The sequence below is a fragment of the Actinomadura darangshiensis genome (assembly GCF_004349235.1).
In the GTDB taxonomy this organism is placed as follows: Bacteria; Actinomycetota; Actinomycetes; order Streptosporangiales; family Streptosporangiaceae; genus Spirillospora; species Spirillospora darangshiensis.
Genome location: NZ_SMKY01000007.1, coordinates 57,764 through 83,920, shown reverse-complemented (window position 1 = coordinate 83,920; position 26,157 = coordinate 57,764). Strand labels below are relative to the sequence as shown.

At 73.3% G+C, this 26,157-nt stretch carries 25 protein-coding genes; 13 read left to right on the top strand and 12 right to left on the bottom strand.

Features of this window, described 5'->3' with window-relative positions:
• The 4 genes from E1293_RS03240 to thiI all read left to right on the top strand — a co-directional run.
• On the top strand, positions 1–791 hold a 791-nt coding region (locus E1293_RS03240; protein ID WP_132193598.1), incomplete at its 5' end, for an MbnB/TglH/ChrH family RiPP precursor modification enzyme.
• Positions 788–1,243 (top strand): SCO6045 C-terminal-like domain-containing protein, encoded by a 456-nt coding sequence (locus E1293_RS03235; RefSeq protein WP_132193596.1) that lies wholly within the window; start codon positions 788–790, stop codon positions 1,241–1,243. The genes E1293_RS03240 and E1293_RS03235, both read left to right, overlap by 4 nt.
• Before the next feature lie 167 nt (positions 1,244–1,410).
• Positions 1,411–2,436, top strand: coding sequence for a 6-phosphofructokinase (locus E1293_RS03230; protein ID WP_132193594.1), 1,026 nt, complete (start codon positions 1,411–1,413; stop codon positions 2,434–2,436).
• A gap of 102 nt (positions 2,437–2,538) precedes the next feature.
• Positions 2,539–3,771 (top strand): tRNA uracil 4-sulfurtransferase ThiI, encoded by a 1,233-nt coding sequence (thiI, locus tag E1293_RS03225; protein WP_132193592.1) that lies wholly within the window; start codon positions 2,539–2,541, stop codon positions 3,769–3,771.
• 66 nt (positions 3,772–3,837) lie between these two features.
• On the opposite strand, the gene E1293_RS03220 is transcribed toward thiI, so the two are convergent.
• From E1293_RS03220 to aroF, 3 genes are all read right to left on the bottom strand, one after another.
• Positions 3,838–4,740: a DUF5954 family protein gene (locus E1293_RS03220; RefSeq protein ID WP_132193590.1), complete on the bottom strand. Its 903-nt coding sequence runs from the start codon at positions 4,738–4,740 to the stop codon at positions 3,838–3,840.
• 40 nt (positions 4,741–4,780) lie between these two features.
• Complete coding sequence (locus E1293_RS03215) at positions 4,781–5,743, bottom strand: DMT family transporter (RefSeq protein ID WP_132193588.1); 963 nt, start codon at positions 5,741–5,743, stop codon at positions 4,781–4,783.
• Between the two features lie 186 nt (positions 5,744–5,929).
• Positions 5,930–6,979 carry a 3-deoxy-7-phosphoheptulonate synthase gene (aroF, locus tag E1293_RS03210; protein WP_132193586.1) on the bottom strand — a complete coding sequence of 350 codons (1,050 nt, stop codon included), beginning with the start codon at positions 6,977–6,979 and terminating at the stop codon, positions 5,930–5,932.
• Between the two features lie 255 nt (positions 6,980–7,234).
• Between aroF and E1293_RS03205 the strand changes: the two genes are divergently transcribed.
• The 5 genes from E1293_RS03205 (at position 7,235) to E1293_RS03185 (ending at position 12,267) form a co-directional block, all read left to right on the top strand.
• The gene (locus tag E1293_RS03205; protein WP_132193584.1) at positions 7,235–7,858 is read left to right on the top strand and encodes a sulfite oxidase-like oxidoreductase; all 624 of its coding nucleotides are present in this window, start codon (positions 7,235–7,237) and stop codon (positions 7,856–7,858) included.
• 103 nt (positions 7,859–7,961) lie between these two features.
• Entirely contained in the window at positions 7,962–9,284 is a 1,323-nt protein-coding gene (locus E1293_RS03200) for a sensor histidine kinase (RefSeq protein ID WP_132193582.1), read from the top strand.
• Positions 9,285–9,360: 76 nt separating this feature from the next.
• Positions 9,361–10,146 (top strand): LytR/AlgR family response regulator transcription factor, encoded by a 786-nt coding sequence (locus tag E1293_RS03195; RefSeq protein ID WP_132193580.1) that lies wholly within the window; start codon positions 9,361–9,363, stop codon positions 10,144–10,146.
• On the top strand, positions 10,136–10,573 hold the full coding sequence (locus tag E1293_RS03190) for a hypothetical protein (RefSeq protein WP_132193578.1): 438 nt from the start codon (positions 10,136–10,138) through the stop codon (positions 10,571–10,573). Before E1293_RS03195 ends, E1293_RS03190 begins: the two co-directional genes overlap by 11 nt.
• Positions 10,570–12,267 (top strand): sodium/solute symporter, encoded by a 1,698-nt coding sequence (locus E1293_RS03185; protein ID WP_132193576.1) that lies wholly within the window; start codon positions 10,570–10,572, stop codon positions 12,265–12,267. Before E1293_RS03190 ends, E1293_RS03185 begins: the two co-directional genes overlap by 4 nt.
• A gap of 939 nt (positions 12,268–13,206) precedes the next feature.
• On the opposite strand, the gene E1293_RS03180 is transcribed toward E1293_RS03185, so the two are convergent.
• The 6 genes from E1293_RS03180 to thiO form a co-directional block, all read right to left on the bottom strand.
• The gene (locus E1293_RS03180) at positions 13,207–14,055 is read right to left on the bottom strand and encodes a deoxyribonuclease IV (RefSeq protein WP_132193574.1); all 849 of its coding nucleotides are present in this window, start codon (positions 14,053–14,055) and stop codon (positions 13,207–13,209) included.
• 20 nt (positions 14,056–14,075) lie between these two features.
• Positions 14,076–15,992, bottom strand: a complete 1,917-nt coding sequence (pknB, locus tag E1293_RS03175; protein WP_132193572.1) for a Stk1 family PASTA domain-containing Ser/Thr kinase — start codon at positions 15,990–15,992, stop codon at positions 14,076–14,078.
• A gap of 36 nt (positions 15,993–16,028) precedes the next feature.
• On the bottom strand, positions 16,029–17,000 hold the full coding sequence (locus E1293_RS03170) for a DMT family transporter (RefSeq protein WP_132193570.1): 972 nt from the start codon (positions 16,998–17,000) through the stop codon (positions 16,029–16,031).
• A gap of 146 nt (positions 17,001–17,146) precedes the next feature.
• A complete protein-coding gene (locus tag E1293_RS03165; protein WP_132193568.1) occupies positions 17,147–17,920 on the bottom strand; it encodes a thiazole synthase in 774 nt (257 codons plus the stop codon).
• Entirely contained in the window at positions 17,917–18,117 is a 201-nt protein-coding gene (gene thiS / locus E1293_RS03160) for a sulfur carrier protein ThiS (RefSeq protein ID WP_132193566.1), read from the bottom strand. The genes E1293_RS03165 and thiS overlap by 4 nt, the downstream gene beginning before the upstream one ends.
• Positions 18,114–19,241 carry a glycine oxidase ThiO gene (thiO, locus tag E1293_RS03155; RefSeq protein ID WP_132193564.1) on the bottom strand — a complete coding sequence of 376 codons (1,128 nt, stop codon included), beginning with the start codon at positions 19,239–19,241 and terminating at the stop codon, positions 18,114–18,116. The genes thiS and thiO overlap by 4 nt, the downstream gene beginning before the upstream one ends.
• 199 nt (positions 19,242–19,440) lie before the next feature.
• On the opposite strand from thiO, the gene E1293_RS03150 reads away from it, so the two are divergent.
• The 4 genes from E1293_RS03150 (at position 19,441) to E1293_RS47245 (ending at position 22,133) form a co-directional block, all read left to right on the top strand.
• On the top strand, positions 19,441–20,658 hold the full coding sequence (locus tag E1293_RS03150) for an NAD(P)/FAD-dependent oxidoreductase (RefSeq protein WP_132193562.1): 1,218 nt from the start codon (positions 19,441–19,443) through the stop codon (positions 20,656–20,658).
• A 78-nt stretch (positions 20,659–20,736) separates the two neighbouring features.
• Positions 20,737–21,111, top strand: coding sequence for an Rv2175c family DNA-binding protein (locus tag E1293_RS03145; RefSeq protein ID WP_132193560.1), 375 nt, complete (start codon positions 20,737–20,739; stop codon positions 21,109–21,111).
• A gap of 114 nt (positions 21,112–21,225) precedes the next feature.
• Entirely contained in the window at positions 21,226–21,894 is a 669-nt protein-coding gene (gene thiE, locus E1293_RS03140; protein ID WP_132193558.1) for a thiamine phosphate synthase, read from the top strand.
• Between the two features lie 80 nt (positions 21,895–21,974).
• Positions 21,975–22,133, top strand: a complete 159-nt coding sequence (locus E1293_RS47245; RefSeq protein ID WP_165978055.1) for a hypothetical protein — start codon at positions 21,975–21,977, stop codon at positions 22,131–22,133.
• Positions 22,134–22,149: 16 nt separating this feature from the next.
• Here the strand turns inward: E1293_RS47245 and E1293_RS03135 are convergent, their stop codons facing one another.
• From E1293_RS03135 to E1293_RS03125, 3 genes are all read right to left on the bottom strand, one after another.
• On the bottom strand, positions 22,150–23,328 hold the full coding sequence (locus E1293_RS03135; RefSeq protein WP_243715978.1) for a serine/threonine-protein kinase: 1,179 nt from the start codon (positions 23,326–23,328) through the stop codon (positions 22,150–22,152).
• Between the two features lie 92 nt (positions 23,329–23,420).
• Positions 23,421–25,562: a glycoside hydrolase family 3 C-terminal domain-containing protein gene (locus E1293_RS03130; protein ID WP_132193556.1), complete on the bottom strand. Its 2,142-nt coding sequence runs from the start codon at positions 25,560–25,562 to the stop codon at positions 23,421–23,423.
• The gene (locus E1293_RS03125) at positions 25,562–26,104 is read right to left on the bottom strand and encodes a carboxymuconolactone decarboxylase family protein (protein ID WP_132193554.1); all 543 of its coding nucleotides are present in this window, start codon (positions 26,102–26,104) and stop codon (positions 25,562–25,564) included. Before E1293_RS03125 ends, E1293_RS03130 begins: the two co-directional genes overlap by 1 nt.
• Positions 26,105–26,157: the final 53 nt, after the last annotated feature.

Genomic DNA, 26,157 nt, shown 5'->3' with positions numbered 1-26,157 from the left:
TCGGCTGGCGCCCCGAGATCGCCGGTTTCGTCGGCGCGCTGCCGGGGCTCCGCTTCACCGAGGTGGTCGCCGAGTCCGTGCACCCGGCGCATCCCGCGCCCGACCTGCTCGCGCTGCGCGATCGCGGCGTGCGGATCGTCCCGCACGGGGTCAAGCTGTCGCTCGGCGGCGCCGAGCCGGTGGCCGCCGAGCGGGTGGCGCACCTGGCGGCCTGCGCCGAAGCGCTGGGCGCGCCGCTGGTGAGCGAGCACGTCGCGTTCGTCCGGGCGGGCGGCATCGAGGCCGGGCATCTGCTCCCGGTGCCGCGCACGAGGGCGGCGCTGGACGCGCTCACCGCCAACATCCGCCGGACGCAGGCGGAGCTGCCAGTCCCGCTGGCCGTGGAGCCCATCGCCACGCTCTTCGACTGGCCGGACGCCGAGTACACCGAGGGCGACTTCCTGACCGAGCTGCTGGAACGCACCGGCGCCCTTCTCCTGCTGGACGTCGCCAACGTGTACGCCAACGCGCGCAACCGCGGCGATGACCCCGTGGCCCTCCTGGACCGCCTGCCCCTCGAACGCATCGCGTACTGCCACGTCGCGGGCGGATCGGAGGAGGGCGGCCGCTACCACGACACGCACGCCGCCGCCGTCCCGCCCGAGGTCCTGGATCTGATCGAAGCGCTGTGCGCCCGGCACCGCCCGCCAGGATTCCTGCTCGAACGCGACGGCCGCTACCCGCCCGCGCGCGAACTCCAGGCGGAACTGGACGCCATCGCCGCCGCCTCCGGCCTGGCCTCCGTGACATGAGCACGGGCGAGTTCGATGCGGATCTGGCGGCGGCGCAGGAGGCGCTCGTCCGGGCGATGGCGGCGGGCGGGCCGATGCCGGTCGGGTTCGACGCCGGCGCGGTGCGCGCCGCGGCGCACGGCATCCTGCTCAAGCGGGCCGGTGAGGTGGCCCGCGCCTGGCCGGCGCTGGGCGCATCGTATGGGGCGTCCTGGAAGGACGTTTTCGCGGGCTGGGCGGCCGAACGTCCCGCACAGGGCTCCTTCCGGGACGGCTGGGATTTCGCGCGGGCGCACCGGGGCGGCCTCGCCGGTGACGCGGCGCGGGAACTCGCGCTGGCCGAGACGCGCTGGTCTTATGACGGCGAGTCTCCGCCGCGCCCGCGGAGGGCCGCGCTGCGGCGGGTTCCCGGGGGAGTGGTGGTGCAGTTCCAGGGACGAATGCGGACATTCGGCCGGGGCCGATCGCGTTGACCCCGCGGTCCGGCGGAAGGGTGTGCCGGCGGCCCCCGGACGGGCTATGGTCTAGACCAATGACGGCGCGCCGGGACACCCGGCGAAAGCCCGTGCCGCCGCGTGCCGGCGGCTAGTCTGAGCATGTCATTCGAGGGAGGAGACCGGTGGCGGGAGAAGGAGACGGCATGCGCGTCGGAGTGCTGACGGGCGGCGGCGACTGCCCCGGGCTGAACGCGGTGATCCGCGCGGTCGTCCGCAAGGGAGTGCAGGTCCTCGGGTACGAGTTCGTGGGCTTCCGGTCCGGCTGGCGGGGGCCCCTCGAAGGCGACACCGTGGCCCTCGACGTCCAGGCCGTCCGCGGGATCCTGCCGCGCGGCGGGACGATCCTCGGCTCGTCCCGGACCAACCCGATCAAGGTCGACGGCGGCATCGAGCGCGTCAAGGACAACCTCGCCGGCCTCGGCGTGGACGCCCTGATCGCCATCGGCGGCGAGGACACCCTCGGCGTCGCGCGCGAACTGTACGCCAACGGCGTCAACGTCGTCGGTGTCCCGAAGACGATCGACAACGACCTCAACGCGACCGACTACACCTTCGGGTTCGACACCGCGGTGAACATCGGCATGGAGGCCGTCGACCGGCTGCACACCACCGCCGAGAGCCACCACCGCGCGCTGATCTGCGAGGTCATGGGCCGGCACGCGGGCTGGATCGCGCTGCACGTCGGGATGGCCGCCGGCGCCAACGTCATCCTCATCCCCGAGCGGCCCTTCGACATCGAGAAGGTCTGCGAGTACGTGGAGAGCCGGTTCAAGACCCGGTACGCGCCGATCATCGTGGTGTCCGAGGGGGCCCACCCGGTGGACGGGCAGATGCAGCTCCAGACCAAGGAGCGGGACTCGTTCGGGCACGTCCGGCTCGGCGGCATCGGCCAGGCGCTCGCCGACGAGATCGAGAAGCGCACCGGCAAGGAAGCCCGCGCCACCGTGCTCGGGCACATCCAGCGCGGCGGCACCCCGACCGCGTTCGACCGCGTCCTCGCCACCCGCTTCGGCCTGCAGGCCATCGACGCCGTCCGCGACGGCGACTTCGGCAAGATGGTCGCGCTCCAGGGCACCGACATCGTCCGTGTCGGGCTCGACGACGCGACCAAGGAGCTGAAGACCGTCCCGCTGGAGCGCTACTCCGAGGCAGAGGTCTTCTTCGGCTGACCGCTCCTCCCGGCGGGAACAGCTTTTCCGGGTCGCGGTGTTGGTCTCTCTGGGCCACACTGGAGTCGCACCCCCGACCTGTTCCCGCCAGGAGGATCACGCATGACCACGCTCGACACCGCGCCGGCGGACGTCCGGGAGCATTCGCCGGTCGACGCTGAGCCGTGCGTGCTGCTCAAACTGGGCGAGGTCGTCCTCAAGGGCAAGAACCGCGAGCAGTTCGAGCGCCGCCTGGCCGACAACGTCCGGCAGGCCGTCCGGCCCATCGCCCGGGTGGACGTGATCCGCCGGCACGGCGTGTTCATCGTGCGCAAGCACGACGCCGACCTCGCGACCATGGAGCGGGTCGCGCAGCGGATCACCGACGTCATGGGCATCGTCTGGGCGCACCGCGCCTGGCGGGTCGGCAAGGACCTGCCCAGCGTCGAGCGCGCCGCCCTCGAACTCATGGACGGCCGGACCGGCACGTTCGCCGTCCGCGCCCGGCGCCGCGACAAGCGGTTCCCGATGACCTCCGTCGAGCTCGACCGGCACATCGGCGCCCTCGTCGCCGCCCGCTACGGCCAGCCCGTCAAGCTCAAGGACCCCGCGCACACCCTGTCGATCGAGGTCGACCGCGACGAGGTGTTCGTCTACTCCGGCGGGCTGCCCGGCCAGGGCGGCCTCCCCGTCGGGATGAGCGGCCGCGGCCTCGTGCTGATGTCCGGCGGCATCGACTCGCCCGTCGCCGCGTACCGGATGATGCGCCGCGGCCTACGCGTCGACTACCTGCACTTCTCCGGCATGCCGTTCACCGGCCCCGAGTCGATCTACAAGGCGTACGCGCTGGTCCGCGAGCTGGACAAGTTCCAGAACGGGTCCCGGCTGTTCGTCGTCCCGTTCGGCAAGGCGCAGCAGAAGATCAAGTCGTCCGGCGCCGACCGGCTCGCGGTGATCGCGCAGCGCCGGCTGATGCTGCGCACCGGCGAGGTCCTCGCCCGCCGGCTGCGCGGCTCCGCGCTGATCACCGGGGACGCGCTCGGCCAGGTGTCCAGCCAGACCCTCGCCAACATCACCGCGCTGGACGACGCCGTCGAGCTGCCCATCCTGCGCCCGCTCGTCGGCATGGACAAGATCGAGATCATGGACCAGGCGCGCCGGATCCGCACCCTGACGATCTCCGAGCTGCCCGACGAGGACTGCTGCACCATGCTCGCGCCCCGCCGCGCCGAGACCCGCGCCAAGATCGACGACCTGCACAAGATCGAGAAGCGGCTCGACGTCGGCGAACTCGCCGACCAGCTCGCCGAGTCCGTCCAGGAGCACCGCCCCGCCTACGCCGACCCGGCCGCCTGACGCTCGCACCCCTTCGGGCGAGAGCGGCCCGGCGAGCGCACGGCTCCGCTCCGGCCGCCCAGCGGCTCAGCGGGCGTCGAAGTCCGTCGGACGTGGGGGCTCCGGGCCGTCGGGGCCCATGAGCGTGATGCGTTCGATGCGGACGATCCGGAAGCGGCGGCCCGCGACGGCGATGCCGTTGCGGCGGGTCTCGTCCTCCATCAGCTCCGCCGCCTCGGCGAACTGCTCGACGTCGGTCGCGGCGGGGCTCTCCACCGCGGGCACCACGTGCCGGAAGTAGGTGACGAGCGAGTCGCGGGCGTGCTGCGGCGCGTCGTACAGCCGTCCCACCGGGCGCCAGCGGTGCTCGCCGCGCTCGGCGACCGTGAACGCGGGCGCCAGCGCGACCGGGGTGAGGAACGCGCGGGACGGCTCGCGGCCCGTGCCGGCCGCCGCGTCCAGCACCTGGCAGAGCAGCTCGGCGGTCGCGAAGTCGGACGCCGGGCCGTCCTCGGGCAGCAGCTCGTGCGGCCGGGCGGGCGGGACGCGGCCGCCGGTGGGCAGCGGGTCCAGGTCCGTCGGGCGGGGCGGCTCGGGGCCGTCCTGGCCGGTGCGGACCAGCTGCTCGATCCGCGCGATCCGGAACCGGCGCCCGCCCGCGGCGACCTCGTCGGCCGGCTCGCGCTGCAGCGACCGCGCCGCGCCCAGCAGGTCGCGGCCCGCCGCGCCGCCCAGCAGCGCGGCCTCGTCCTCCAGCCGGGCGGCGAGCGGCTCGCGCGCGCCCTGCGGCAGCGGGTCGCACGGGCCCACGATCCGCCAGCCGCCGGGGACGCGCTCGGCGGCCGTGAACAGCGCGCCCACGGCCACCAGTTCCGGGTAGGCGGTGATGGCGCGGCACGCGTCCGCCAGCATCACCGCGGCGACGGGGTCGACGCCGTCCAGGTCCTCCGGGAACAGTCGCCCTCCGGCGTCACCATCGCCCGTTGTCATGCCGGCCATCATCCTCGCCGGGCCCGGCCCGGCCAATGGTTCAGACCAATTTGTTACCCGTGTGTTCTTCGCGGCTCCGCCGCCGGGCGGGCACGACCAGCACCAGCAGGCTCGCGGCCAGCAGCGCGAGACCGGCCAGTGCCGCGCCGCCCAGCCGCTCGTCCAGCAGGACCGTGCCGAGCACCGCGGCCACCGCCGGCTCCGCCAGCGTCAGCGTCGTCGCCGTCGTGGCGGGGGTCGTGCGCAGCCCCCGCGCGAACAGCAGGTAGCCGCCGCCCGTGGTGACCACGCCGAGGTAGAGCGCGATCAGGGTGCCGGACCCGGTGACCAGCCAGCCGGTGGGCTCGGTGAGCAGCACCGGGACGAGCGGGACGGCCGCGGCCCCGAACAGCGCGCCCGCGACGGCCCGGTCCTCCTCCCCGCGGGTGATGAGGACGGACGCCACCGTCGCGTACACCGCGTACGACAGCCCGGACAGCAGCGCCAGCCCGATGCCGACCGGCTCCACGCCGGCGTCCTGGCCGCCGCCCACGAGGAGGGCGCAGCCCGCGACGGCGCCGGCGGTCGCGAGCATCCACCGCCCGGTCAGCGCGGACCGTCGGGTCGCGAGCCCGATCAGGCCGGTGAACATGGGCGCGCCGCCGATCGTGACGACGGTGCCGACCGCCACGCCGGTCCGTCCGGCCGCGACGAAGAACGCCGTCTGGTACACGGTGATCGCCACCGCGCCGAGCGCGACGAGCGGCAGGTTGCGGCGGTCGCCCAGCAGCCGGCGCAGCCCCGCGCCGCCGCGCGTGCACGCGGCGAGCGCGAGGAGCATGACGCCGCCGATGATGATGCGGGACGCGGCGATCGAGTACGGGGACGCGCCGTCGGCGAAGGTGCGGACGGTCCCGGTCGTCCCCCACAGGGACGCCGCCAGCAGGACGTCGGCGCCACCGCGCCGGGTACGGGAGGGCGAGTCCTTTTCGGACGCATGGCGAGCGGAAGTGTTCTGGGACACGGAAAGAGGCTCCTGGGCTCGAATCGGGAGGAGATGATCCGGATCCGGGGCGCAGGACGACACGGCCGGGCGCGTGATCGCGCCGGGCCGTGTCACAACTCAGCAGGAATGCGGTCGCCGCGCCCCGTCAGGAGCGCGGCGGGCCGCAATCGGGTGCCCAGTAAGCCATGCCAGGACGATACCCGCTCAGGTGGTGAGCAGGGCGTCGGGGTTGTGGGCCTGGGCGAGGGAGCGGCCGACCAGGGGCGGCAGGTCGCGGACGAGCTTGGCCAGCTCGCGCAGGTCGCCGTCCACCAGGGCCTGCGGGCCGTCGCACAGGGCCGTCTCCGGGTGCGGGTGCACGTCGATGATCACGCCGTCGGCGCCGACCGCGATCCCGGCGCGGGTCAGCGGCAGGACGAGGTCGCGGCTGCCGCCCGAGTGCGACGGGTCCACGATCACCGGCAGGTGGGAGAGGCGCTGCGCCACCGGCACCGCGGAGATGTCGAGGGTGTTGCGGGTCGCCGTCTCGAACGTGCGGATGCCGCGCTCGCACAGCACGATGTCGAGGTTGCCGCGCTGCGCGACGTACTCGGCGGCCATCAGCCACTCCTCGACCGTCCCGTTCATGCCGCGCTTCAGCATGACCGGCTTGCCGGACTCGCCCGCGGCCTGCAGGAGCGCGAAGTTCTGCGCGTTGCGGGTGCCGATCTGCAGCATGTCGGCGTAGGAGGCGACGAGCTCGACGTCGCCCGCGTCCACGACCTCGGTGACGATCGGCATGCCCGTCTCCGCCCGGACGTCCGCGAGGATGCGCAGCCCCGCCTCACCGAGGCCCTGGAACGCGTACGGGGACGTCCGCGGCTTGAACGCGCCGCCGCGCAGCAGCGTCGCGCCCGCGGCCTGCGCCATCTGCGCCGCGCCGAGCGTCTGCTCGGGGGTCTCCACCGCGCACGGGCCGGCGATCAGCGTCATCGTGCCGGGGCCGATCGGCACGCCGCCGACCCGGACGACCGAGCGCTCGGCGTGGTTCTCGCGGCTCACCAGCTTGTAGGGCGCCGAGATGCGGATCACGTCGCTGACACCGCGCAGCCCGCGCAGGTTCAGCGAGCCGAACTGCTGGACGTCGCCGACGAGCCCGACGATGGTCCGCTCCACGCCGCGGCTGACGAACGCGTCACCCCCCGCCGTCTCGACTATTGAGACGACGGCCTTGATGTCCGCTTCGCTGGCCTCCGGGGCCATGACGACGACCATGAGTGTGCTGCCTCTCCTTGTAGGTCCGGCGCCCGGCCCGCCCCGGGAACGACGAAAGCCCCGGGCCGGCCGGCCCGGGGCTTTCGCCTTGTGGTCTGTCAGCGCAGTGCCTGGCAGACCAGCCGTCCGGGCTGGCCGTACCAAAAGAAATACACGACGTTGCGCACGGGACCAGCGTAGCCGATCGGCGGGGGCGGGCCGCCGCGTACCCCCGGATATGGCTCAGGTCACGCCGGATGGAAGGATGGCCGCGTCATGACCCACCCGGAACAGTCCGCACCGCAGCCGAGCGATCTGCCGCCCGGCCAGTACGTCCCCCGGGGCTGGCCCGTCCTCCACTACGGCCCCGTGCCGAAGTTCCGTCCCAAGGACTGGGATTTCCGGGTCTTCGGCGCCACCGAGTCGGGGGAGCAGTACCGGTGGGCCTGGGACGAGTTCGACGCCCTGCCGAGGGCCGGGTCGGTCGCCGACTTCCACTGCGTCACCAAGTTCACGATCCCGGACAACGCGTGGGAGGGCGTCCCCGGCACCTCGATCGTCGAGCTGGCGCCGCCCGCACCGGACGTCACGCACGTCATGGTCTGGGCCGAGTACGGCTACAGCGCCAACATCCGGATGAGCGACTTCCTCGCCGACGGGACGCTGTTCGCCACCCACCGCGACGGCGAGCGGCTCACCCCCGACCACGGCTTCCCCGTCCGGATCGTCGTCCCGCACCTGTACGCGTGGAAGAGCGTGAAGTGGGTCCGCGGCGTCGAGTACCTGGTGAAGGACCGGCGCGGGTTCTGGGAGGAGCGCGGCTACCACAACGTGGCCGACCCGTGGCACGAGCAGCGCTACTCCTACCAGGAGGACGAGGGCGAATCGCCCCCGCTGTGACCCGGCGGGGCCGCCGCCCGTGGCCGGGTGTGGCCCATCCGAGACCTTCGTAAATCGGCAACGAGCGGACCTGCGCGGACGACAGACGTTACCGTACGTTGCCATGGTCCTACCGTCCGTCGCGGGCGCCGTGCTCTGCGCCACGGCCGCCGCCGGTGCCGCCGCCGGCGCCTGGGTGCTGCACCGGTGGTCCCTCCTGCCGCGCCGCGTGCCCGCCGATGAGGGCGAGGCGGCGGCGTTCGCCGCGCTGCACTCGATCGCGTGCGTGTCGCCGCCGCTGCGCGCCGGGCTGACCGAGGACGCGGCGCGCTCGACGGCCCGCAGGCTGCGGTCGCTGCTCGGCGCCGAGGTGGTCGCGCTGGTCGCGGTGCGCGCCCCGCAGGCCCCCGACGGCTTCGACGACGAGCCCGAGGCCGAGGAGGTGCGGGACGCGCCGCTGCTGCTGGCCTGGGACGGCGCCGGCCGGGGCGCCCACGCGGCCGGCGCCGTCGGGCACGCGCTGCCCGTCCTCGCGTCCGGCCGGCCCCGGGTCATCGCGCCCGAGCTGCTGACCTGCGGCGGCTCGCGCTGCCGCGTCCAGGTGGCCATGGTCGCCCCGCTCATCGTCGAGGGACGCGTCGAGGGGGCGCTGACCGCGTACTGGCGGAGCCCGTCGACGGCGCGGGTCCGCGCGGTCGCCGAGGCGGCCCGGCTCGTCACCGGCCGGCTCGAACTGGCCGAGCTGGACGCCGCCCGGATCCGGCTCGCCGAGGCGGAGGTGCGGGCGCTGCGCGCCCAGATCTCCCCGCACTTCGTCTACAACTCGCTCACCACGATCGCCTCGTTCGTCCGCACCGACCCCGAGCGGGCCCGCGGCCTGCTGCTCGACTTCGCCGACTTCGCCCGCTACTCGTTCCGCAACCCGCGCGACTTCACCACCCTCGCCGACGAGCTGCGCTCGATCGACCGGTACCTGCTGCTGGAGCGGGCCAGGTTCGGCGAGCGGCTGCGGTGCAACGTCGAGATCGCGCCCGAGGTGCTGCCGGTCGCCGTCCCGTTCCTGGCCCTCCAGCCGCTCGTCGAGAACGCCATCCGGCACGGCATGGCGGGCGGGCGCGAGCCGTTCCACATCTCGATCGTCGCCCGCGACTCGGGCGCGGAGGCGGCCATCAGCGTCGAGGACGACGGGGTCGGCATGGACCCCGAGCGGCTCCAGGAGATCCTTTCCGCTCCGGTGGGACGTCCCGGGCCCACCGGCTGGGGCAGCGTGGCGACCCGCTCCCGGCAGGACGCGGGCGCCCCCGGGATCGGGCTCGCCAACGTCGACGAGCGCATGCGCCAGGTCTACGGGGACGAGTACGGCCTGACCGTCGAGACAGCGCTCGGCGCCGGAACCAAGGTCAGTCTGCGCGTCCCGAAGTACCGTCCCGGCGTGTTTCCGGACTGACGCCCGGCCCGGCGACACGCCACTCACTTTTCGGAACCGATTGCGGACAGACGGTAATCGCGGCAAAGTCGCCCTCATGCTTCACGTCCTCGCCGTCGACGATGAGCGCCCCGCCTTGGAGGAGCTGACCTATCTGCTCCGCGAGGATTCGCGGATCGGGCGGGTCACCGGTGCGGGGGACGCCTCGGCCGCGCTCCGCGACCTGAGCCGGATGCTGGTGGAGGGCGAGCGCCTCGACGCCGTGTTCCTGGACATCCGCATGCCCGGGCTCGACGGGCTCGACTTCACCCGGCTGCTCACCGGGTTCACCTCGCCCCCGCACGTCGTGTTCGTGACGGCGCACGACGACTGCGCCGTCACCGCCTACGAGCTGGGCGCGCTCGACTACCTGCTGAAGCCCGTCCGGCCGGAGCGGCTCGCCGAGTCGGTCCGGCGGGTGGCCGCCGCCGTGGACCGGCCCGCCCCGCCGCCCGGGGAGGCGGCCCGCGACCCCGACGACGAGATGATCCCGGTCGAGCTCGGCGGCCGCACCCGGCTCGTCTCCCGCCGGACGGTGACGCACGTGGAGGCGCAGGGCGACTACGTCAGGCTGCACACCGCCGACGGCGGCTACCTGGTGCGCATGCCGCTGTCGGCGCTGACCAAGCGGTGGGAGGCGGCCGGGTTCATCCGGATCCACCGCAGCACGCTCGTCGCGTCCGCGCACATCACCGAGCTGCGCTTCGACGGCGGTCGCGCGGCCGTCCAGATCGGGAACGAGCTGCTGCAGGTCAGCCGCCGCCACACCCGCGAGGTACGCGACCTGCTGGTCCGCAAGTTCCACCAGCCCGGCGAGACGGAGGAGATCAGCGATGACCGATGAACGCCGGGCCATGGCCGCCGCGGCGGCCGTCCGCACGCGTGCGGCGGAGGGCGTGGCACCGCCCGGAACACAAACTACCGGCCCGGACACGCCCGGCGACGATCAGAGCGATTCCGATCCGTCCCATCCCGTCCTGTCTTGTTCTGCCTCGTTCGGTTCCGTTCCGCGGCCCGACCCGGCCGCGGCGCCCGCCCTCATCCGCGCCCAGCTGCGCACCGCCCTCGGCACCGGCGCGGTCGTGCTGACCGTGCTGGCGGGGCTGCCCGCGCTGCTCGCCCTCGTGCCCGAGCTCGCGCGGACGCGGGTGCACGGCGTCCCGCTGCCGGGCCTGGTCCTCGCTTTCGGCGTCCAGCCGGTCTGGATCGCGGTGGCGTTACGCCAGCTGAGACGGGCCGAGCGGGCCGAGCGCGAGTTCCCGAGGCGATGACCGCGACGGCCTCGGCGGCGGGCCTGGCCGCACTGCTGGTGATGATCGCAGTCCTCGGCGGGTACGGGCGCCGCTCCGCCTGCACCACCTCCGACCTCCTCGTCGCCTCCCGCGGCGTCACCCCCTGGTGGAACGCGTCGGCGATCGGCGGCGAGTACATCTCCGCCGCCGCGTTCCTCGGCACCGCCGGGCTCGTGCTCGCCTACGGCGCCGACATGCTGTGGCTCCCGATCGCCGCGACCGCCGGGTACGTCCTGCTCCTGGCGTTCGTGACGGCGCCGCTGCGCCGGTCCGGCACCTACACGGTCTCCGACTTCGCCGAATGGCGGCTCGGCTCCACGGCCGTCCGGCGGATCGTCACCTGCTGCGTCTGCTGCATCGGCTGGTTCTACCTGCTGCCGCAGTTCCAGGGCGCGGGCGTGACGCTGCGCGTCCTGACCGGCGCCCCCGTCTGGGCGGGCTGGGCCGTCGTGGTCACGGTGACGCTCCTGCTCGTCGTGTCCGGCGGCATGCGCAGCATCACCGCCGTCCAGGCGATCCAGTTCTGGGTGAAAGTGGCCGCCGTGGCCGTCCCCGCCGTGGCGCTCCTCGGCATGTGGCACATGGACGGCAGCCCCGACCCCACGACCGGCGGGCCACCGCGCTTCGAGCGGACCACCCGCGTGCACGTAAGCACCGACGCCGCCGTCACCGTCCCCGCGGACATCACCGTCACCGCCCGCGGCCGCGTGGACGGCGTCCACCGCCACGGCGAGGCGACGACCCTCGCCGAGGGCCGCCACACGATCGCCCGCGAAACCGAGATCACCTTCCCGGACGGCACCGCCGTGCCCCACACCGAACGCCTGCCCGCCCAAGACGGCGACGCCTGGGCGACACCCTTCGGACGCGGCGAGGAACACGGCCTCTTCCGCACCTGCTCGGCGCTGCTGGCCGTCCTGCTGGGCACCATGGGGCTGCCCCACATCCTCATGCGCTTCTACACCAGCACGTCCGGGACCACCGCCCGCCGCACCGCCGCGCTGATCCCGATACTCCTCGCCCTCTTCTACGTCTTCCCCGTCCTGTACGGGACCCTCGGACGCCTCTACGCACCCGAACTGCTGATGACGGGCGACACCGACGCGACCGTCCTGCTCCTGCCGCAGCGGATGCTCCCCGGCCCGGCCGGCGCGCTGCTCACCGGCCTCGTCACGGCGGGCGCCTTCGCCGCGTTCATCTCCACGTCCTGCGGCCTCGTCGTCGCCATCGCCGGGACCGTCTCCCAGTGCGCCCGCCGCCGCAGCGGCGTCACCGCCTTCCGCGCCGGCGTCGTCTTCGCGCTCGGCGCACCCCTCGTCCTCCTCCCGCGCATCGGCCCGCAGGGCGCGGCCGGCCTCGTCACGATGGCGCTCTGCGTGGCGGCCTGCTCCCTGTGCCCGCTCCTCGTCCTCGGCATCTGGTGGCGCGGCCTCACCGCCGCCGGCGCCGGCGCCGGCCTCCTCCTCGGCGGCGGCCTCGCCGTCACCGCGGGTGTCCTCCGCCTCTTCCACGGCCCCTGGACGGGCTGGACCGCGGCCGTCCTCGCCGCCCCCGCCATGCTCGCCGCCCCGGCCGCCTTCGCCGCCATGGTCGCGGTCTCCCTGCTCACCCGCCACCGCGTCCCCCGCCGCGCCGACCGCGCCCTCACGCAGCTGCACCTGCCCGAACGCTGAAATCGCGTGATTCATCCACGAACGGTCGCCGCACCGCGTGGACCGTTCCCGGCGACCGTTCGTCCCGCCCGGTCGACCGCTCGTCGCACGACTACGCTACGCATATCTCCGACTACGTACCGTTCATCGATGCTCGCGTTTTCCTGGTGCCGATCGGTGGCACCAGACCCCTAGTGTTCTCAGTGGCACCACACGCCACACCGCCACCGGAGGAGCGGGCGGCCCCGGCCGCGAAACCTCCCACAAAAGCAAATCCGGAGATCCGGCCCACGCCGGATCAGTCGCCAGATCCCGTACCGGGGGGGTGGGATCCGGCGACCTGTGGCTCGGGCGTCGCTGAACAGTCGGGGGGTTGTCCAGCGGCGCCCGAGCTGTATTTCTTTGCTTTTTTCTCCTCCTTCGGGCCCTGGGGGCCCTCCATCGTCGATAAAAGCGGTGCGATCGCTGCATCGCTTCGGCTCGCCTAGCGGCTCGCTGCGCGATCAGGTTTCTCGCAAGCTCGAAACCTGCCTTCGGACGCGATCGCGCGGATTTGCGTTGTTGCGTGGTTGCGGTGGTGGCTGGGCCCGCTGCAACAGTGGCTGCTGTGTCTATTGCAGTGCCCTCCTCCTTCGGGCCTTGGAGGCCCTCCATCGTCGGGCACTGCGTGCGATCGCTGCATCGCTTCGGCTCGCCTTGCGGCTCGCTGCGCGATCAGGTTTCTCGCAAGCTCGAAACCTGCCTTCGGACGCGATCGCGACGATTGAGGTTGTTGCGGTGGTGGCTGGGGCCGTCGTGATCGTGGCTGTCGGTTGGTGCCGCGTCCGGCTCCGGCTCGCCTTCGGGCCCGCTACGTGGTCGACTTTTGCGCGGGGCGCGGTTGTGGCTTCGGCTTGCTCTGTTATCAGGTTGCCGCGCGTTCTGGGGTGTTCGCGCCCTCGGGGCGCGTGCCTGGCGGGGTTATGTGTTGCGTAGGTGCTTGAGGGTTTTTATGTCTTTTGCGTGGGGTTCGGGGGCTCTGCCTGGGGTTTCTATCAGGAAGGGGAGTCCCTGGGCGGCGGGGTGGTGGAAGAGGTCGGCGAAAGGCTGCTCGCCTATTTGGCCGGCGCCTATGTTCTCGTGGCGGTCCCTGCCTGAGGCGCAGGGGTCCTTGGAGTCGTTGGCGTGGATCAGCTTCAGGCGGCCCTCGCCTACCGTGGCGACCAGGGCGTCCAGGGTCTGCTTGGCGCCGCCGGGGGCGGCCAGGTCGTGGCCCGCGGCGAAGGCGTGGCAGGTGTCGAAGCAGACGCCCAGTTTCGGGTGGTGTTCCAGCTTCTCGAAAAAGGGGCCCAGATCCTGGACCTTGGCGCAGAGCATGTTGTTCTGGCCCGCCATGGGTTCGAGAAGCAGGTCGGGGCCGTCCTCGGGGATCTCCTCCAGGAGGGGGAGGACGTGCTCGTGGACCTGGGCCATGGCCTCGTCGTAGGTCTGGGTCACGGCGGAGCCGGTGTGGACCACGACGCCCCGGGCTCCGATGGCCCGGCCTCGGGTCAGGGAGTGGCGGACCGTTGCGATCGACTTCGCGAGGGTCTCGGGGGTGGGGGAGCCGAAGTTCACCAGGTACGGGGCGTGGACGTAGACCGGGATGCCGTGCTCGCGGAGCTTGGCGTCCTCGGCGGGCTTGCCTTCGGGCAGGGCCCAGCCGCGCGGGTTGGCGACGAAGACCTGGATCGCCTCGGCGCCGATCTCGGCGGCGTACTTCAGGCCGCCGGTGGCGAGGCCGCCGGCCACGGGGACGTGCGCCCCGACAGGGCTGATGGGTGAGGTCATGGCTGGTTCAGCCTAGCCGGTCACGGGCCCTTGACGAGGGTGACGGTGGAGCCGCGGGGGGCCTCGCCGCTGTTCGGGGACTGGAAGCGGACGACGTTGCCGCCGAGGCCCGTCACGTTGACCTTGAAGCCGGAGTCCTCCAGGGCCTTCTTCGCGTCGTTGACGCGGCGGCCCGTCAGGTTCGGGACGGGGACGTTCTGCTCGCCGTTCCCGTCGTCGCAGCCGAACTGGAACGGGCCCGCGTCGACGATGCAGTCGCGTTTGTTGACGACGATGGTGACGTCGTCGCCGCGGGAGACGCCCTGGCCTTCGGACGGGTCCTGGCTGATCACGGTGTTCGGCTCCTTGCCGTCCACCTTCTTCTTCTGGACGGTGACGTCCAGGCCCATGGAGCGCAGCTGGTTCGCGGCGGCGTCACCGTTCTGGCCGAGGAGGTTCGGCATGGACATGCCGGTGGAGACGACGACGCTCACCGGCTCGTCGGGGGACTGCTTCTCGCCGGCGTCCGGGTCGGTGCTGATGACCCGGTCCTTGGCGACGGTCTGGGACGGGCTGCTGCTCGTCCGGCCGACGGTGAAGCCCTTGTCCTCAAGGGTCTTCTTGGCGTCGGCGAGGGACTTGCCCCCGACGTCGGGCACCTCGCGGGGCGTGATGCCCTTGGACGGGGTCAGCGTGACCGTCTCGCCCTTGGCGACGCGGGCGCCTGCGGGCGGGTCGGACTTGGCGACGCCGCCCTTGTGGACGCGGTCGTCGTAGATCGCCTTGGCGGTCCGCACGTCCAGGCCGTCCGATTCGAGCTGGCCGCGGGCGTCGGCGACCTTCATCCCGATGATCGAGGACGGGACGTGCTCGTACTGCCCGGACGTCTGGTACCAGACCGCCCAGCCGAGGATGAGCGCCGCGAGCGCGCCGAGGGCGATGAGGACGTAGCGGCCGGTCAGCGCGCCGATGGCGCGGTCGGTCCGGGTGCGCTGCGGGACGTAGGGGTCGGTCGCGCGGGGGTCGAGGACGGCGGTGTGGCCGGGGGCGGGCGCCTCCAGCACGCCGGTGGCGTTGCGGGACGCCTCCTCGACGCGCCGGTCGAAGTCGCGGGGCAGGCCGCCGAACACCTCGGAGACCTCGGCGTGGAACTGGTTCGCGTCCTGCGGGCGGCGGGACGGGTCGTGGCTCGTCGCGTCGGTGACCAGGTCGTCCACCTGCCGGGGCAGTCCGGGAACGAGGCTCGACGGCGGCGGGACGGTCTCGTTCACGTGCTTGTAGGCGACCGCGAGCGGGGTGTCGCCCTGGTGGGGCAGCTCCCCGGTCATCAGCTCGAACAGCATGATCCCGGCGGCGTACACGTCGGAGCGGACGTCGGCGCTGCCGGCCAGGACCTGCTCGGGCGCGAGGTAGCCGACCGTCCCGATGATCATGCCGGTCTTGGTCATCTTGCTCGCGGTCTCGGCCCGGGCGAGGCCGAAGTCGGCGACCTTGACCTGGCCGTCCTCGGTGATCAGGACGTTCTCGGGCTTGACGTCGCGGTGCACGAGACCCGCGCGGTGCGCGGCGCCGAGCGCGGCCAGCACCGGCTGCATGATCTCCAGCGCGGCGCGCGGCCCGAGGCGGCCGAGCGTGGTCAGCGCGTCGCGCAGGGTGTTGCCCTTGACGTACTCCATGACCAGGAAGACGTGCTCGCCGTCGGTGCGCTGGTCGTAGACCGCGACGACGTTCGGGTGCGAGAGCGCGGCCGCGGCCTTGGCCTCCCCGATGAAGCGGGTGACGAAGTCCTCGTCGGAGGCGAGTCCGGCGTGCATCACCTTGATCGCGACGATGCGGTCGAGCCTGATGTCGCGGGCCACGTAGACGGTGGCCATGCCGCCGCGGGCGATGCGGGACTCAATGCGGTAGCGCCCGTCGAGCACCCGCCCGACGAGTGGATCAGCAACCGTCGTGTCCATCGGTGCGAGTTTACGGGCGAATCGGCGAGGTTCTCATCAGTCGCGAGTATGAGCATCGATGAGCCCGGAGGGTGATTCTTCCGGGGCGCCCGGTTCCGGAGTGACCGGCGGGACGCGCCGGCGGAGGGTCCGGGTGCTGCGGGACACGGCCACGCCGGCGAGGCAGAGCAGCCCGCCGCCGAGCGTGACCGCGCCGGGGACCTCGTCGAGGAACAGCCACGACATGAGCACGACGAGGGCGGGCGCGGCGTAGGTGGTGGCGCCCATCTTCCCGGCGGACGTGCGGGCCAGCGCGTATCCCCAGGTGGTGAAGGCGATCGCGGTCGGGAAGACGCCCAGGTAGACCATGTTGAGCGTCGCGCCGGCCGAGGCGTCCGCGGCCTCGGAGACGAGCTGCCCGGAGAACGGCAGGGTCGCGAGCGCGCCGATCGCGCAGGCGAAGGTGGTGAACTGCAGCGCCGAGGCGTGTCGCAGCGCGGGCTTCTGGCTGACGACGCCCGCCGCGTAGGTGACGGCGGCGACCAGGCAGAGCAGCACCCCGCCGACGGACGAGCGGCCCTCCCCGGACATCGACAGCCCGACGACGGCGGCGCCCGCGAACGAGACGGCCATGCCCGCCAGGAGCCGGGACGAGAAGCCCTCCTTCAGCAGCCAGCCGCCGAGGAGCGCGATGAGGATCGGCCCGATGTTGACGACGAGCGCGGCGGTGCCGGCGTCCACGAGCTGCTCGCCCCAGTTCAGGGCGACCATGTAGGCGCCGAACCACAGCACGCCCGCGGTGACGATCCCGGGCCAGGCGCCCTTGGGCGGGAGGCCCTCGCGCCGGACGAGGCAGAGCACGCCCAGCACGACCGTCCCGGACAGGAGGCGGCCGAGGGCGAGGGCGCCGGGGCTGTAGTCGGCGCCCGCGCTGCGGATCGCCACAAAGGCCGACGCCCAGAGCACGACCGTGACCGTGGCGGCCGCCACCGCGAGTTTGGCGGCGCGTCCGCCGTTGTCCTGCTGCATGTCACGCACCTTAGATACGGGTCGTTTCCATCGACACCGAAATGACCTGCCGGGTTGCGGCACGACGGTCCGGTCGACGGGCCCAGTCTGGATGCGCAGTGGTTTCAGGTCCAGCGAATGTTTCTTCAGGTGAACGTTTAGTGATGCTACGACGTGGCGAGGCCCTCGAAGGGTGAGGACGCCTGCGCGTAGCGGCGCTTCGGAATGCGTCCGGCCAGCCGCGCCAGGCGCCCGCCCTCGACCGCGTGCCGCATCGCGGATGCCATCCGCGCCGGGTGCCGGGCCCGGGTCACGGCGGTCGCCAGCAGCACGGCGTCGCAGCCCAGCTCCATGGCCAGCGCGGCGTCGGACGCCGTCCCGAGCCCCGCGTCCAGGATCACCGGGACGTTCGCCCGTTCGACGATCAGCTCGATGTTGTGCGGGTTGCGGATCCCGAGCCCCGACCCGATCGGGGACCCGAGCGGCATCACGGCCGCGCACCCGATCTGCTCCAGGCGGTGCGCGAGGACGGGGTCGTCGCTGGTGTACGGCAGCACCGTGAACCCGTCGCCGACGAGCTGCTCGGCGGCCTCGACCAGCTCGATCGGGTCGGGCAGCAGCGTGTGCTCGTCCGCGATCACTTCGAGCTTGACCCAGTTCGTCCCGAGCGCCTCGCGGGCGAGCTTGGCCGTCAGCACGGCCTCCCCGGCGGTGAAGCAGCCCGCCGTGTTGGGCAGCACCCGGATGCCGCACTCGGCCAGGACGTCCAGCACCGAGCCGCGCGCGGACGGGTCGACCCGCCGCATCGCGACCGTGGTCAGCGCCGTCCCGGACGCGGTGAGCGCCTCCCGCAGCACCTGCATGCTGGGCGCGCCGCCCGTGCCCATGATCAGCCGCGAGTCCAGTTCCTCGCCCGCGATGACCAGCTTCTCCACGTTCATCCTCCCTGGACGGCGGTCAGCACTTCGAGCCGGTCGGCCTCGTTCAGGAGCGTCGCCTCCCAGGCCGAGCGGCGGACGACCTCGTCGTTCAGCGCCGCCGCCAGGCCCGCCGCGGCGGCCGTGACGGCCGCGACGGCGTCGGCCACGCTGGCGCCCTCCGGCAGTTCCCGCGGCTCTCCGTTGACGATCACCTTCATGCGCGCACCTCGGTGGCGAAGCGGCCGGGGGCGAACGCCCCGGCGACCTCGGGGACGGGCCCGTCCAGCAGCATCGCGGACAGGATGTCGGCGCTCACCGGGGTGAGCAGGATGCCGTTGCGGAAATGCCCCGTGCCCGCGAACAGGCCGGGCATCGCGGTCGGCCCCATGACCGGGGCGTTGTCGGGGGAGCCCGGCCGCAGCCCGGCCGTGACCTCGGCGAACTCCAGCTCGGTGATGCCGGGCAGCAGCTCGCGGGCGTCCCGCAGCAGCTCCCACAGCCCGCCGGCGGTGACGCGCGTGTCGAAGCCCAGCTCCTCCTGGGTGGCGCCGAGGACGATCTCGCCGTCCGCGCGCGGCACCAGGTAGACCGACGAGCCCCTCACCAGGCCGCGGGTGGAGCGCCGGATGAACGGCGTCCGGGTGCGGAGCCGGATCACCTGCCCCTTCACCGGGCGGACGGGTGGAACGGTCCCGGGCGGCAGGCCCTCCAGGTCGCCCGACCACGGCCCGGCGGCGATCAGGACCCGGTCCGCGGGGAGCACGGTCCCGTCGTCCAGGCCCACCCCGGCCGCAGCGTCGTGCTCGGCGACGATGCGCGCGGCCCGCCGCCGGACGAGGCGGACGCCCAGCCGCTCGCACGCAGCCAGCAGCGCCGGGGCGAGCCGGCGCGGGTCGATCGAGCCGTCCGCGGGGGCGAGCAGGCCGCCGCGCACGCCGGGCGCGAGCATCGGCTCCTGCTTGCGGCACTCCCGGCCGGTCAGCGCCTCGACGGGGATGCCGAGGCTCTCCTGGAAGCGGCGCAGGTCGTCCAGGTGCTTCAGGTCGTCGGAGTCGAACGCGACCTCGATGATCCCGTCGGTGCGGTAGCCGGTGTCCAGGCCGGTCAGCTCCTCCAGCTCGGCGGCGAACGCGCCGTACCGGTCGCGGGAGGCCAGGCCGAGCCGCAGCAGCGGCTCCTCGCCGTACGTCAGCTCGCTGACGGGGGTGAGCATGCCCGCGGCCACCGACGAGGCGCCGGACGCGGGCGCGGGGTCGACGAGGGTGACGGCGGCGCCGCCCGCCGCCGTGCGCCAGGCGGTGGCGAGGCCGATGACCCCGGCGCCGATGATCACGATCCGCAATGCGCGCTCCCTTCGCCGGCATGATCCGGATCAGGTCGTGGCGGTCGGCGGCCCGGTCAGCCGCCCTCTCAGCCCGGTCGCACCGGACTCCCGCGCTCTGTGCCGTTTTTACCCGGTTCCCACCATACGACCTCGGCAAAGTGAGCAACTGCCTGGACAGGTGTCCAATCGAAAACGGCCGCCGGTTAGGGTGGCCTTCATGGAGAGCGTCATCGTCGTGGGTGGCGGGCTGGCCGGCGTGCGCGCCGTCGAGGCCCTGCGAGGCAAGGGGTACGAGGGCGCGCTGACCCTCGTGTCGGCGGAGCGGCACAAGCCCTACGACCGGCCGCCGCTGTCGAAGGCCGTCCTCGCGGGCGAGTCCGACGACACGACCGTCGACGCCGACTGGGACGCCCTGCGCTGCGACCCGCTGCTCGGCGAGCGCGCCACCGGACTGCGGCTGGACGCGCCCGGACGCGGCGGCACCGTCGCGTCCACGGCGGGCGACCTCCCGTTCGACGGCCTCGTGATCGCGACCGGGGCCGCTCCGATCACGCTGCCCGGGGACGGCCGCCAGCACGTCCTGCGCACCATCGAGGAGGCCCGCGACCTGCGGTCCCGGCTCACCGAGGGTGCCCGGATCGTGATCGTCGGCGCGGGCTGGATCGGTGCCGAGGTCGCCACCGCCGCCGCGAAGAAGGGCTGCCGCGTCACCGTCGTGGAGGCGGCCGACACCCCGCTCGCGAACGCGATCGGACCCGAGGTGGGCGCGCTCACCGCCCCCTGGTACGCGGAGGCGGGCGTCGAGCTGCTCACCGGCGTGAAGGTCGCGGAGGTCCAGGACAGCGGCCTCGTCCTCGCGGGCGGCGGCCGGATCGACGCGGACGAGGTGGTCGTCGGGGTCGGCGTGCGGCCCGTCCTGTCCTGGCTGGAGGGCTCGGGACTGCTGCTGGAGCGCGGCGTCGTCACCGACGGCTCGTTCCGCACCTACATGGGCGAGGAGGACCCGGGCGCCCTCCGCCCGGACGTCGTCGCGGCCGGCGACTGCGCCGCCTGGTGGTCGGACCGGTACGGCCGGCGGCTCCTCGTCGAGCACTGGGACACCGCGCTCAACGCCCCCGAGGTCGCCGCCGCGTCCCTCCTCGGCCAGGACGCCGTGTACGACGCCGTCCCGTACTTCTGGTCGGAGCAGTTCGGCCGCATGGTCCAGTACGCGGGCAACCACGCGGCCTCGGAGCGGCTCGTCCGGCGCGGCGACCCGGCCGGCCGGACGTGGGCGGCGGCGTGGCTGACCGGCGACCGCCTCGACGCGGTCCTCACCGTCGGCCGCCCCCGCGACCTGGTGCAGGCGAGGCGGGTGATGGCCGCCGGGACCCCGGTGGATCCGGAGGCGATGGCCGACCCGGACGTGCCCGTCCGGCAGGCTGTTCGCCCATAGCGATCGCCGTGGGCGCCTAACGGCTGTCCAGGGGGTTTGAGGCTTCCGATGACGTGGTAGCAAGGGGGCGTGACGCAGATGCACGCAACCGTTGACAGCGCACTCGACCCCCGCACCGACGCCCTCGCCGGCGAGTGGCTCACCCTCAAGGAGGCCGCCGAGCGGCTCGGGATCAAGCCCAACCGGATCAAGCAGCTGATCCACGAGCACCGGATCCTCGCCGTGCGCCGCGCCGGCGAGCCGATGGTGCCCGCCGCCTTCATCAAGGACGGCCAGGTCATCAAGGGCCTGCCCGGCACGCTCACGCTGCTGTCGGACGCGGGCTACGACGACGCGGAGACGATCCGCTGGCTGTTCACGGCCGACGACACGCTGCCGGGGACGCCCGTGGACGCGCTCACCGAGAACCGGGGGACCGAGGTCCGCCGCCGCGCCCAGGCGCTCGCCTTCTGACACGCCGCCGCCGCAGGCGGCAGCCGATGCACGTGACAGGATCGCGGGGGTCGCGCGCGGCGGGACACCGCCGCCGCGCCCTCGCGATCTCCGTTGAAAGGACGTTCCCCCGCCGTGTCCAGGCACCTGCCCACCGAGCGCGCCGTCGCGCTGCGCGCCCGGCTCAGCCGAGCCCGCCTCTACCTCTGCACGGACGCGCGGGAGCGCCAGGGCGACCTGCCCGCCTTCCTCGACGCCGTGCTCGGCAACGGCGTCGACCTCATCCAGCTCCGCCAGAAGGGGCTGGAGGCGCGGCAGGAGATGGCCTACCTGGAGATCTTCCGGGCGGCCTGCGAGCGGCACGGCGCGCTGCTGGCCGTCAACGACCGCGCCGACGTGGCGCACGCCGTCCGCGCGGACGTGCTGCACCTCGGCCAGGACGACCTGCCGGTCCCCGCCGCCCGCGAGATCACCGGCGGCGACATCCTGATCGGCCGGTCGACGCACTCCGGCGAGCAGGCGTCGGAGGCCGCCACCGAGCCGGGCGCCGACTACTTTTGCGCAGGCCCGGTGTGGCCCACGCCGACCAAGCCGGGGCGTGCCGCGCCCGGACCGAAGCTGCTGGAATACGTCGCGGCGCAGCGCGTCGCACGGCCCTGGTTCGCGATCGGCGGCATCGACCTCGGCAACCTGGACGAGGTCCTGGCCGCGGGGGCGAGCCGCGTCGTGGTCGTCCGCGCCATCACCGACGCCGACGACCCGGGCGCGGCGGCGGCGGAGTTCGCGCGCCGGCTGGCCCCCTGAGCGGCCGGCCGCCGGACCTTGTCGGGGTTTGACCTGGATCACGGTGCGAGGCACCGATCCGATCGCCGAGAATGGGGATCATGAACGTGGGACCCGACGACGACCGCCCGGTCGACCTGGACGACGACCTGGACATCCTGCCGGACCAGACGTCCGACGACACCGACATCGGCTGGGGCGAGTGGCGCACGGGCGACGACGACTCCCGCCTACTGGAGGACCGCCCGCCGCACTGGTGAGCGGACCGGCGGCCGGTCAGACCAGGATGCCGAGCACGAACCCGGCCGCCACGACGGCGCCGAGCGCGACCATCATCCGCCACCGGTAGCGCGGGATCCGCGTCGGCCGCGGCCGCTGGGCCGGGGCCTGGCCCGCGCGCAGCGCCCGGACGATCTGCGACGCGGTCGGCCGCGCGGCCGGGTTCTTGTCCAGGCAGCGGGCCGCGAGGTCGCGCAGCGGGCCCTCCATGTCGCCGAGGTCCGGCCTGCGGGACGTGACGCGCCGCATCACCGCCGCGCTCGGCCCGGTGCCGAACGGCGGCCGTCCCGTCGCGGCGAACACCATGGTGGCGCCCCACGCGAAGACGTCGGCGGGCGGCCCGACCGGCTCGTCCTCGATCTGCTCGGGCGCCATGTAGGCGGGCGTCCCGACCGGGCCGGTGGTCAGCGGGGCCGCGTCGGCGGTGCGGGCGACGCCGAAGTCGATGACCTTGGCGCCGTCCGGGCCGAGCAGGACGTTCCCGGGCTTGAAGTCGCGGTGCACGATCCCGGCGCGGTGGATCGCGGCGAGCGCCGCCGCCGTGCGCAGCGCGGCCTTGCGGAGCCGTGGCCCGGCGAGCGGGCCGCGGCCCGCGACGACCTGCTGGAGCGACGGGCCCTCGACGAACTCGCTGACGATGTAGGGGCGGTCGCCGGTCATGTCGGCGTCCAGGACGCGCGCGGTGTGCCGGCCGGACACCTGCTGGGCCGCGTCCGCCTCCTTGGCGAAGCGGCTGCGCGCCCGGTGCCCGGCCGCGATGCCGCCGCGCAGCATCTTGACGGTGACGAGCTCGCCGCCGCCGTTCCGGGCGAGGTAGACGACGCCCTGGCCGCCCTCGCCGAGCCGGCCGAGCAGCGTGTAGCCGCCGAGGCCGCGCGGGTCGTCGGGGCCGAGCGGGGTGCCGGGCCGCGGGTCGCGGCCGCGCGGCGGGCGGGGCGCGCCGCCCTGCCGGTCCGGGACGCCGTGCCCGTCCGAGGGGCCGTGCCCGTCAGAGGTGCCGTGCCCGTCCGAGGCGGCGCGCCCGTCAGGGCCGGACCGGGCCTGCCCGGAACGTGCCTGGCCGGAGTGCGGCTTGCCGGGGCGGCCCGCATGGGCCTGGCCGCCGTGCCCGGGGCGGGCGGCGGCGGAACGCGCGGGACGGGTGTTCGTCCTCCCGCGGGAGGTGTCGTGCGGCACTGGGGGACTCCGACTCGGCGGGGACGGACGAAGATTTCCTCATTTGTACCGCGTAACCGGCGGGTACGGCAGCGGAACCGCGATCTTCGCCGTCAGCGGCACGTCCCGAGCCTCCCCTTCTGGGCGATCTGCCGGGACGAGGAGCCCACCATGACCTCGTAGCAGCCGTCCGCGACCTTCCACGCCTTCGCCTCCACGTTCCAGTAGGCGAGCGAGCGCGCGGACAGCGGGAACGTCACCTTCGTGCTCTCGCCTGGCGCGAGCGTGACCTTGGTGTAGCCCTTGAGCTGCTTGGGCGGCTGCGGGACGTCCACGCCGGGCGACGGCATGCCGATGTAGAGCTGCGGGACGGCGACACCGCTCCGGTCACCGGTGTTGGTCACCGTCACCTGCACGGCCTTGGTGCTCGCCACCAGCCCGCTGTAGGCGAACGTGGTGTAGGACAGGCCGTGCCCGAAGGGGAAACGCGGTGCGGTGCCCTTCGCGTCGTAGTGCCGGTAACCGACCATGACGCCCTCGGAGAACGTGGTGGCCTTGTTGAGGCCGGGGTACTGGGCCCGGTTGCCGGACGTCGGCGCATCGTTCTCGTTGACGGGGAACGTCACGGGAAGCCGTCCGCCTGGGTCGACGTCCCCGTACAGGACGCGCGCCAGGGCGTTCCCTGCCTCCTGACCCGGGTACCAGGCCTCGATGATGCCCTTCACCTGTCCCGCCCAGGGCGTCAGCACAGGACCGCCCGTGTTCAGCACGACGATCGTGTTGGGGTTGGCCTTGGCGACCGCGGAGATCAGCCCGTCCTGGTCGCCCCTGAGCGGCTCGCCGCATTCCAGCGTGAGGCACGACTTGTCGAAGAACTCGCCCTGGCTGTCGGTGGCGAACACGATGGCGACGTCCGCGGCGCGCGCGGCGCCGGCGGCATCCCCCGGGTTGTCACCGCTGTTGTAGGTCACCTTGGTTCCGGACCCGGCACGGCGCCCGATGCCGTCCTGCGCGCTCACGGTCGTGAAGGGGACGACCTTCGCCGAGCCGAATCCGCTCGGGCTCTCCTGCGCGGCCCGCCCGATCAGCGCGATCGACTTCGGGGCCTTCAGCGGCAGGATCCCGTCGTTCTTCAGCAGCGTGATCCCGTCCTCCTCGATGCGCCGGGCCGCGGTCTGGCTCGCGGCCCGGTCGATGCGGGTGAGGTCGTTGGGGTACGCCTGCCGGTCGAACACCCCGAACCGGAACATCGTCCGCAGGACGTTGCTCACGTGGGCGTCGATCGTCGCCTGCGTGATCTTCCTCTGCGAGACGGCCAGCTTCAGCAGGAACGCGTTGTACTTCATGCCGATCGGCAGTTCCATGTCGAGCCCGCCGTTCGCCGCCCCCACGGTGTCCTGCACGGCGGTGTGGTCGGACGGGACGAGCCCCGTGAACCCCCACTCCGACCGCAGGATCTTGTTCAGGACGGCGTCGTCCTGGCAGGCCCACCGGCCGTTCAGCTCGCCGAACCCGCACATCACCGTCGCCGCGCCGCCGTCCTTCACGGCGGCCTCGAACGGCGGAAGGTAGATCTCGCGCAGCGTCCGCGGATCGACGGTCATGCTGAGGGACAGCCGGTCGGTCTCCTGCGTGTAGACGGCCATGTGCTTGACCGACGTCATCACGCCCTGCGCCTGCGCGCCCTTGATCCAGGGCACGCCCAGCGTCGCCGACAGGTACGGGTCCTCGCCGAAGCCCTCGAAGGTCCGGCCGTTGCGGGGCGTGCGGAGGACGTCCACGGTCGGGCCGAAGACGAGGTCGTTGCCCCGGTGCCTCGCCTCCCACGCGACCGTCCGGCCGTACAGCCGCGCGCCCTCCCGGTCGAAGCCCGCCGCCAGCGCGATCGGCGCGGGTAACGCGGTCGCCTTGCCCTGCCTGACGCCGGCCGGCCCGTCGGCCATGTACACCGGCGGGATGCCAAGCCGCTCGATCCCGTCGTTGGTGTCGGCGTGCGCGTTCTCGAAGAACCCGCCGAGAGGGCCGCCGAACGGATCGTCCGACGCCAGCAGCGCGATCTTCTCGTCGCCGGTCATCTTCGGCAGCAGCAGCGCCGTCCGCTGGTCCGGCGTCAGCGACGTGTCGCACCACGGGCGCTGGGCCGGGTCGCCGCAGCGTCCCGTCTCCGCCCGCGCCTCGCCGGGCGCCTGCACCGCGGCGAGCGCCAGCACCGACGCGAGCGCGGCCGCCGCCGGGAGCCACCGGCCGGCGCGCATCAATGCCCGTCCTCGTTCTGGACGCGGAGGGCGTTCAGCGTGAAGGCGAGCAGGTGGTAGTGCCCGATCAGCATCACCAGCTCGATCAGCTGATGCTCGCCCAGCCGGGTGGACAGCTCCGTCCACGTCGCGTCGGAGACCGTGCCGCCGGCGTGCAGTTCGTCCGCGGCGGTCAGCACCATGCGGTCCTCGTCGCTCCAGCCGTGCTCGTCCGGGGCCAGCCGGAGCGCGGCGATCTCGCCCTCGGTGAGGCCGACGCCCAGCGCGACCTTGCGGTGGTGGTCCCACTCGTAGGCGCAGGAACGGTGGTGCGCCGTCCGCAGGATCGCCAGCTCGCGGTCCCGGTCGCTCAGCGTGCCGCCCATCAGCAGCATCGAGGCGAACCCGATCCAGGAGTGGAACAGCTTCGGGTGGCGGGCGATCGTGGTGACGATGTTCAGCGGCCCGATGGAGGCGGTCACGGCCTTGACCACGTCGTCCCACTCCTCTTCGGGGAGCGGGTCGAAGCGCGGCACGCGGTTCCCAGGGCTGTCGGCGCACATGGCGACATTTCTGCCACCAATCGGTGGGAAAGTTCTAGTCCACCAGGGAAACT

Coding starts and splice junctions, on each gene's coding strand:
- E1293_RS03235 (WP_132193596.1), top strand. CDS start 788: ATGAGCACGGGCGAGTTCGATGCGGATCTGGCGGCGGCGCAGGAGGCG.
- E1293_RS03230 (WP_132193594.1), top strand. CDS start 1,411: ATGCGCGTCGGAGTGCTGACGGGCGGCGGCGACTGCCCCGGGCTGAAC.
- thiI (WP_132193592.1), top strand. CDS start 2,539: ATGACCACGCTCGACACCGCGCCGGCGGACGTCCGGGAGCATTCGCCG.
- E1293_RS03220 (WP_132193590.1), bottom strand. CDS start 4,740: ATGACAACGGGCGATGGTGACGCCGGAGGGCGACTGTTCCCGGAGGAC.
- aroF (WP_132193586.1), bottom strand. CDS start 6,979: ATGGTCGTCGTCATGGCCCCGGAGGCCAGCGAAGCGGACATCAAGGCC.
- E1293_RS03205 (WP_132193584.1), top strand. CDS start 7,235: ATGACCCACCCGGAACAGTCCGCACCGCAGCCGAGCGATCTGCCGCCC.
- E1293_RS03200 (WP_132193582.1), top strand. CDS start 7,962: ATGGTCCTACCGTCCGTCGCGGGCGCCGTGCTCTGCGCCACGGCCGCC.
- E1293_RS03195 (WP_132193580.1), top strand. CDS start 9,361: ATGCTTCACGTCCTCGCCGTCGACGATGAGCGCCCCGCCTTGGAGGAG.
- E1293_RS03190 (WP_132193578.1), top strand. CDS start 10,136: ATGACCGATGAACGCCGGGCCATGGCCGCCGCGGCGGCCGTCCGCACG.
- E1293_RS03185 (WP_132193576.1), top strand. CDS start 10,570: ATGACCGCGACGGCCTCGGCGGCGGGCCTGGCCGCACTGCTGGTGATG.
- E1293_RS03180 (WP_132193574.1), bottom strand. CDS start 14,055: ATGACCTCACCCATCAGCCCTGTCGGGGCGCACGTCCCCGTGGCCGGC.
- pknB (WP_132193572.1), bottom strand. CDS start 15,992: ATGGACACGACGGTTGCTGATCCACTCGTCGGGCGGGTGCTCGACGGG.
- E1293_RS03170 (WP_132193570.1), bottom strand. CDS start 17,000: ATGCAGCAGGACAACGGCGGACGCGCCGCCAAACTCGCGGTGGCGGCC.
- E1293_RS03165 (WP_132193568.1), bottom strand. CDS start 17,920: ATGAACGTGGAGAAGCTGGTCATCGCGGGCGAGGAACTGGACTCGCGG.
- thiS (WP_132193566.1), bottom strand. CDS start 18,117: ATGAAGGTGATCGTCAACGGAGAGCCGCGGGAACTGCCGGAGGGCGCC.
- E1293_RS03150 (WP_132193562.1), top strand. CDS start 19,441: ATGGAGAGCGTCATCGTCGTGGGTGGCGGGCTGGCCGGCGTGCGCGCC.
- E1293_RS03145 (WP_132193560.1), top strand. CDS start 20,737: ATGCACGCAACCGTTGACAGCGCACTCGACCCCCGCACCGACGCCCTC.
- E1293_RS47245 (WP_165978055.1), top strand. CDS start 21,975: ATGAACGTGGGACCCGACGACGACCGCCCGGTCGACCTGGACGACGAC.
- E1293_RS03130 (WP_132193556.1), bottom strand. CDS start 25,562: ATGCGCGCCGGCCGGTGGCTCCCGGCGGCGGCCGCGCTCGCGTCGGTG.
- E1293_RS03125 (WP_132193554.1), bottom strand. CDS start 26,104: ATGTGCGCCGACAGCCCTGGGAACCGCGTGCCGCGCTTCGACCCGCTC.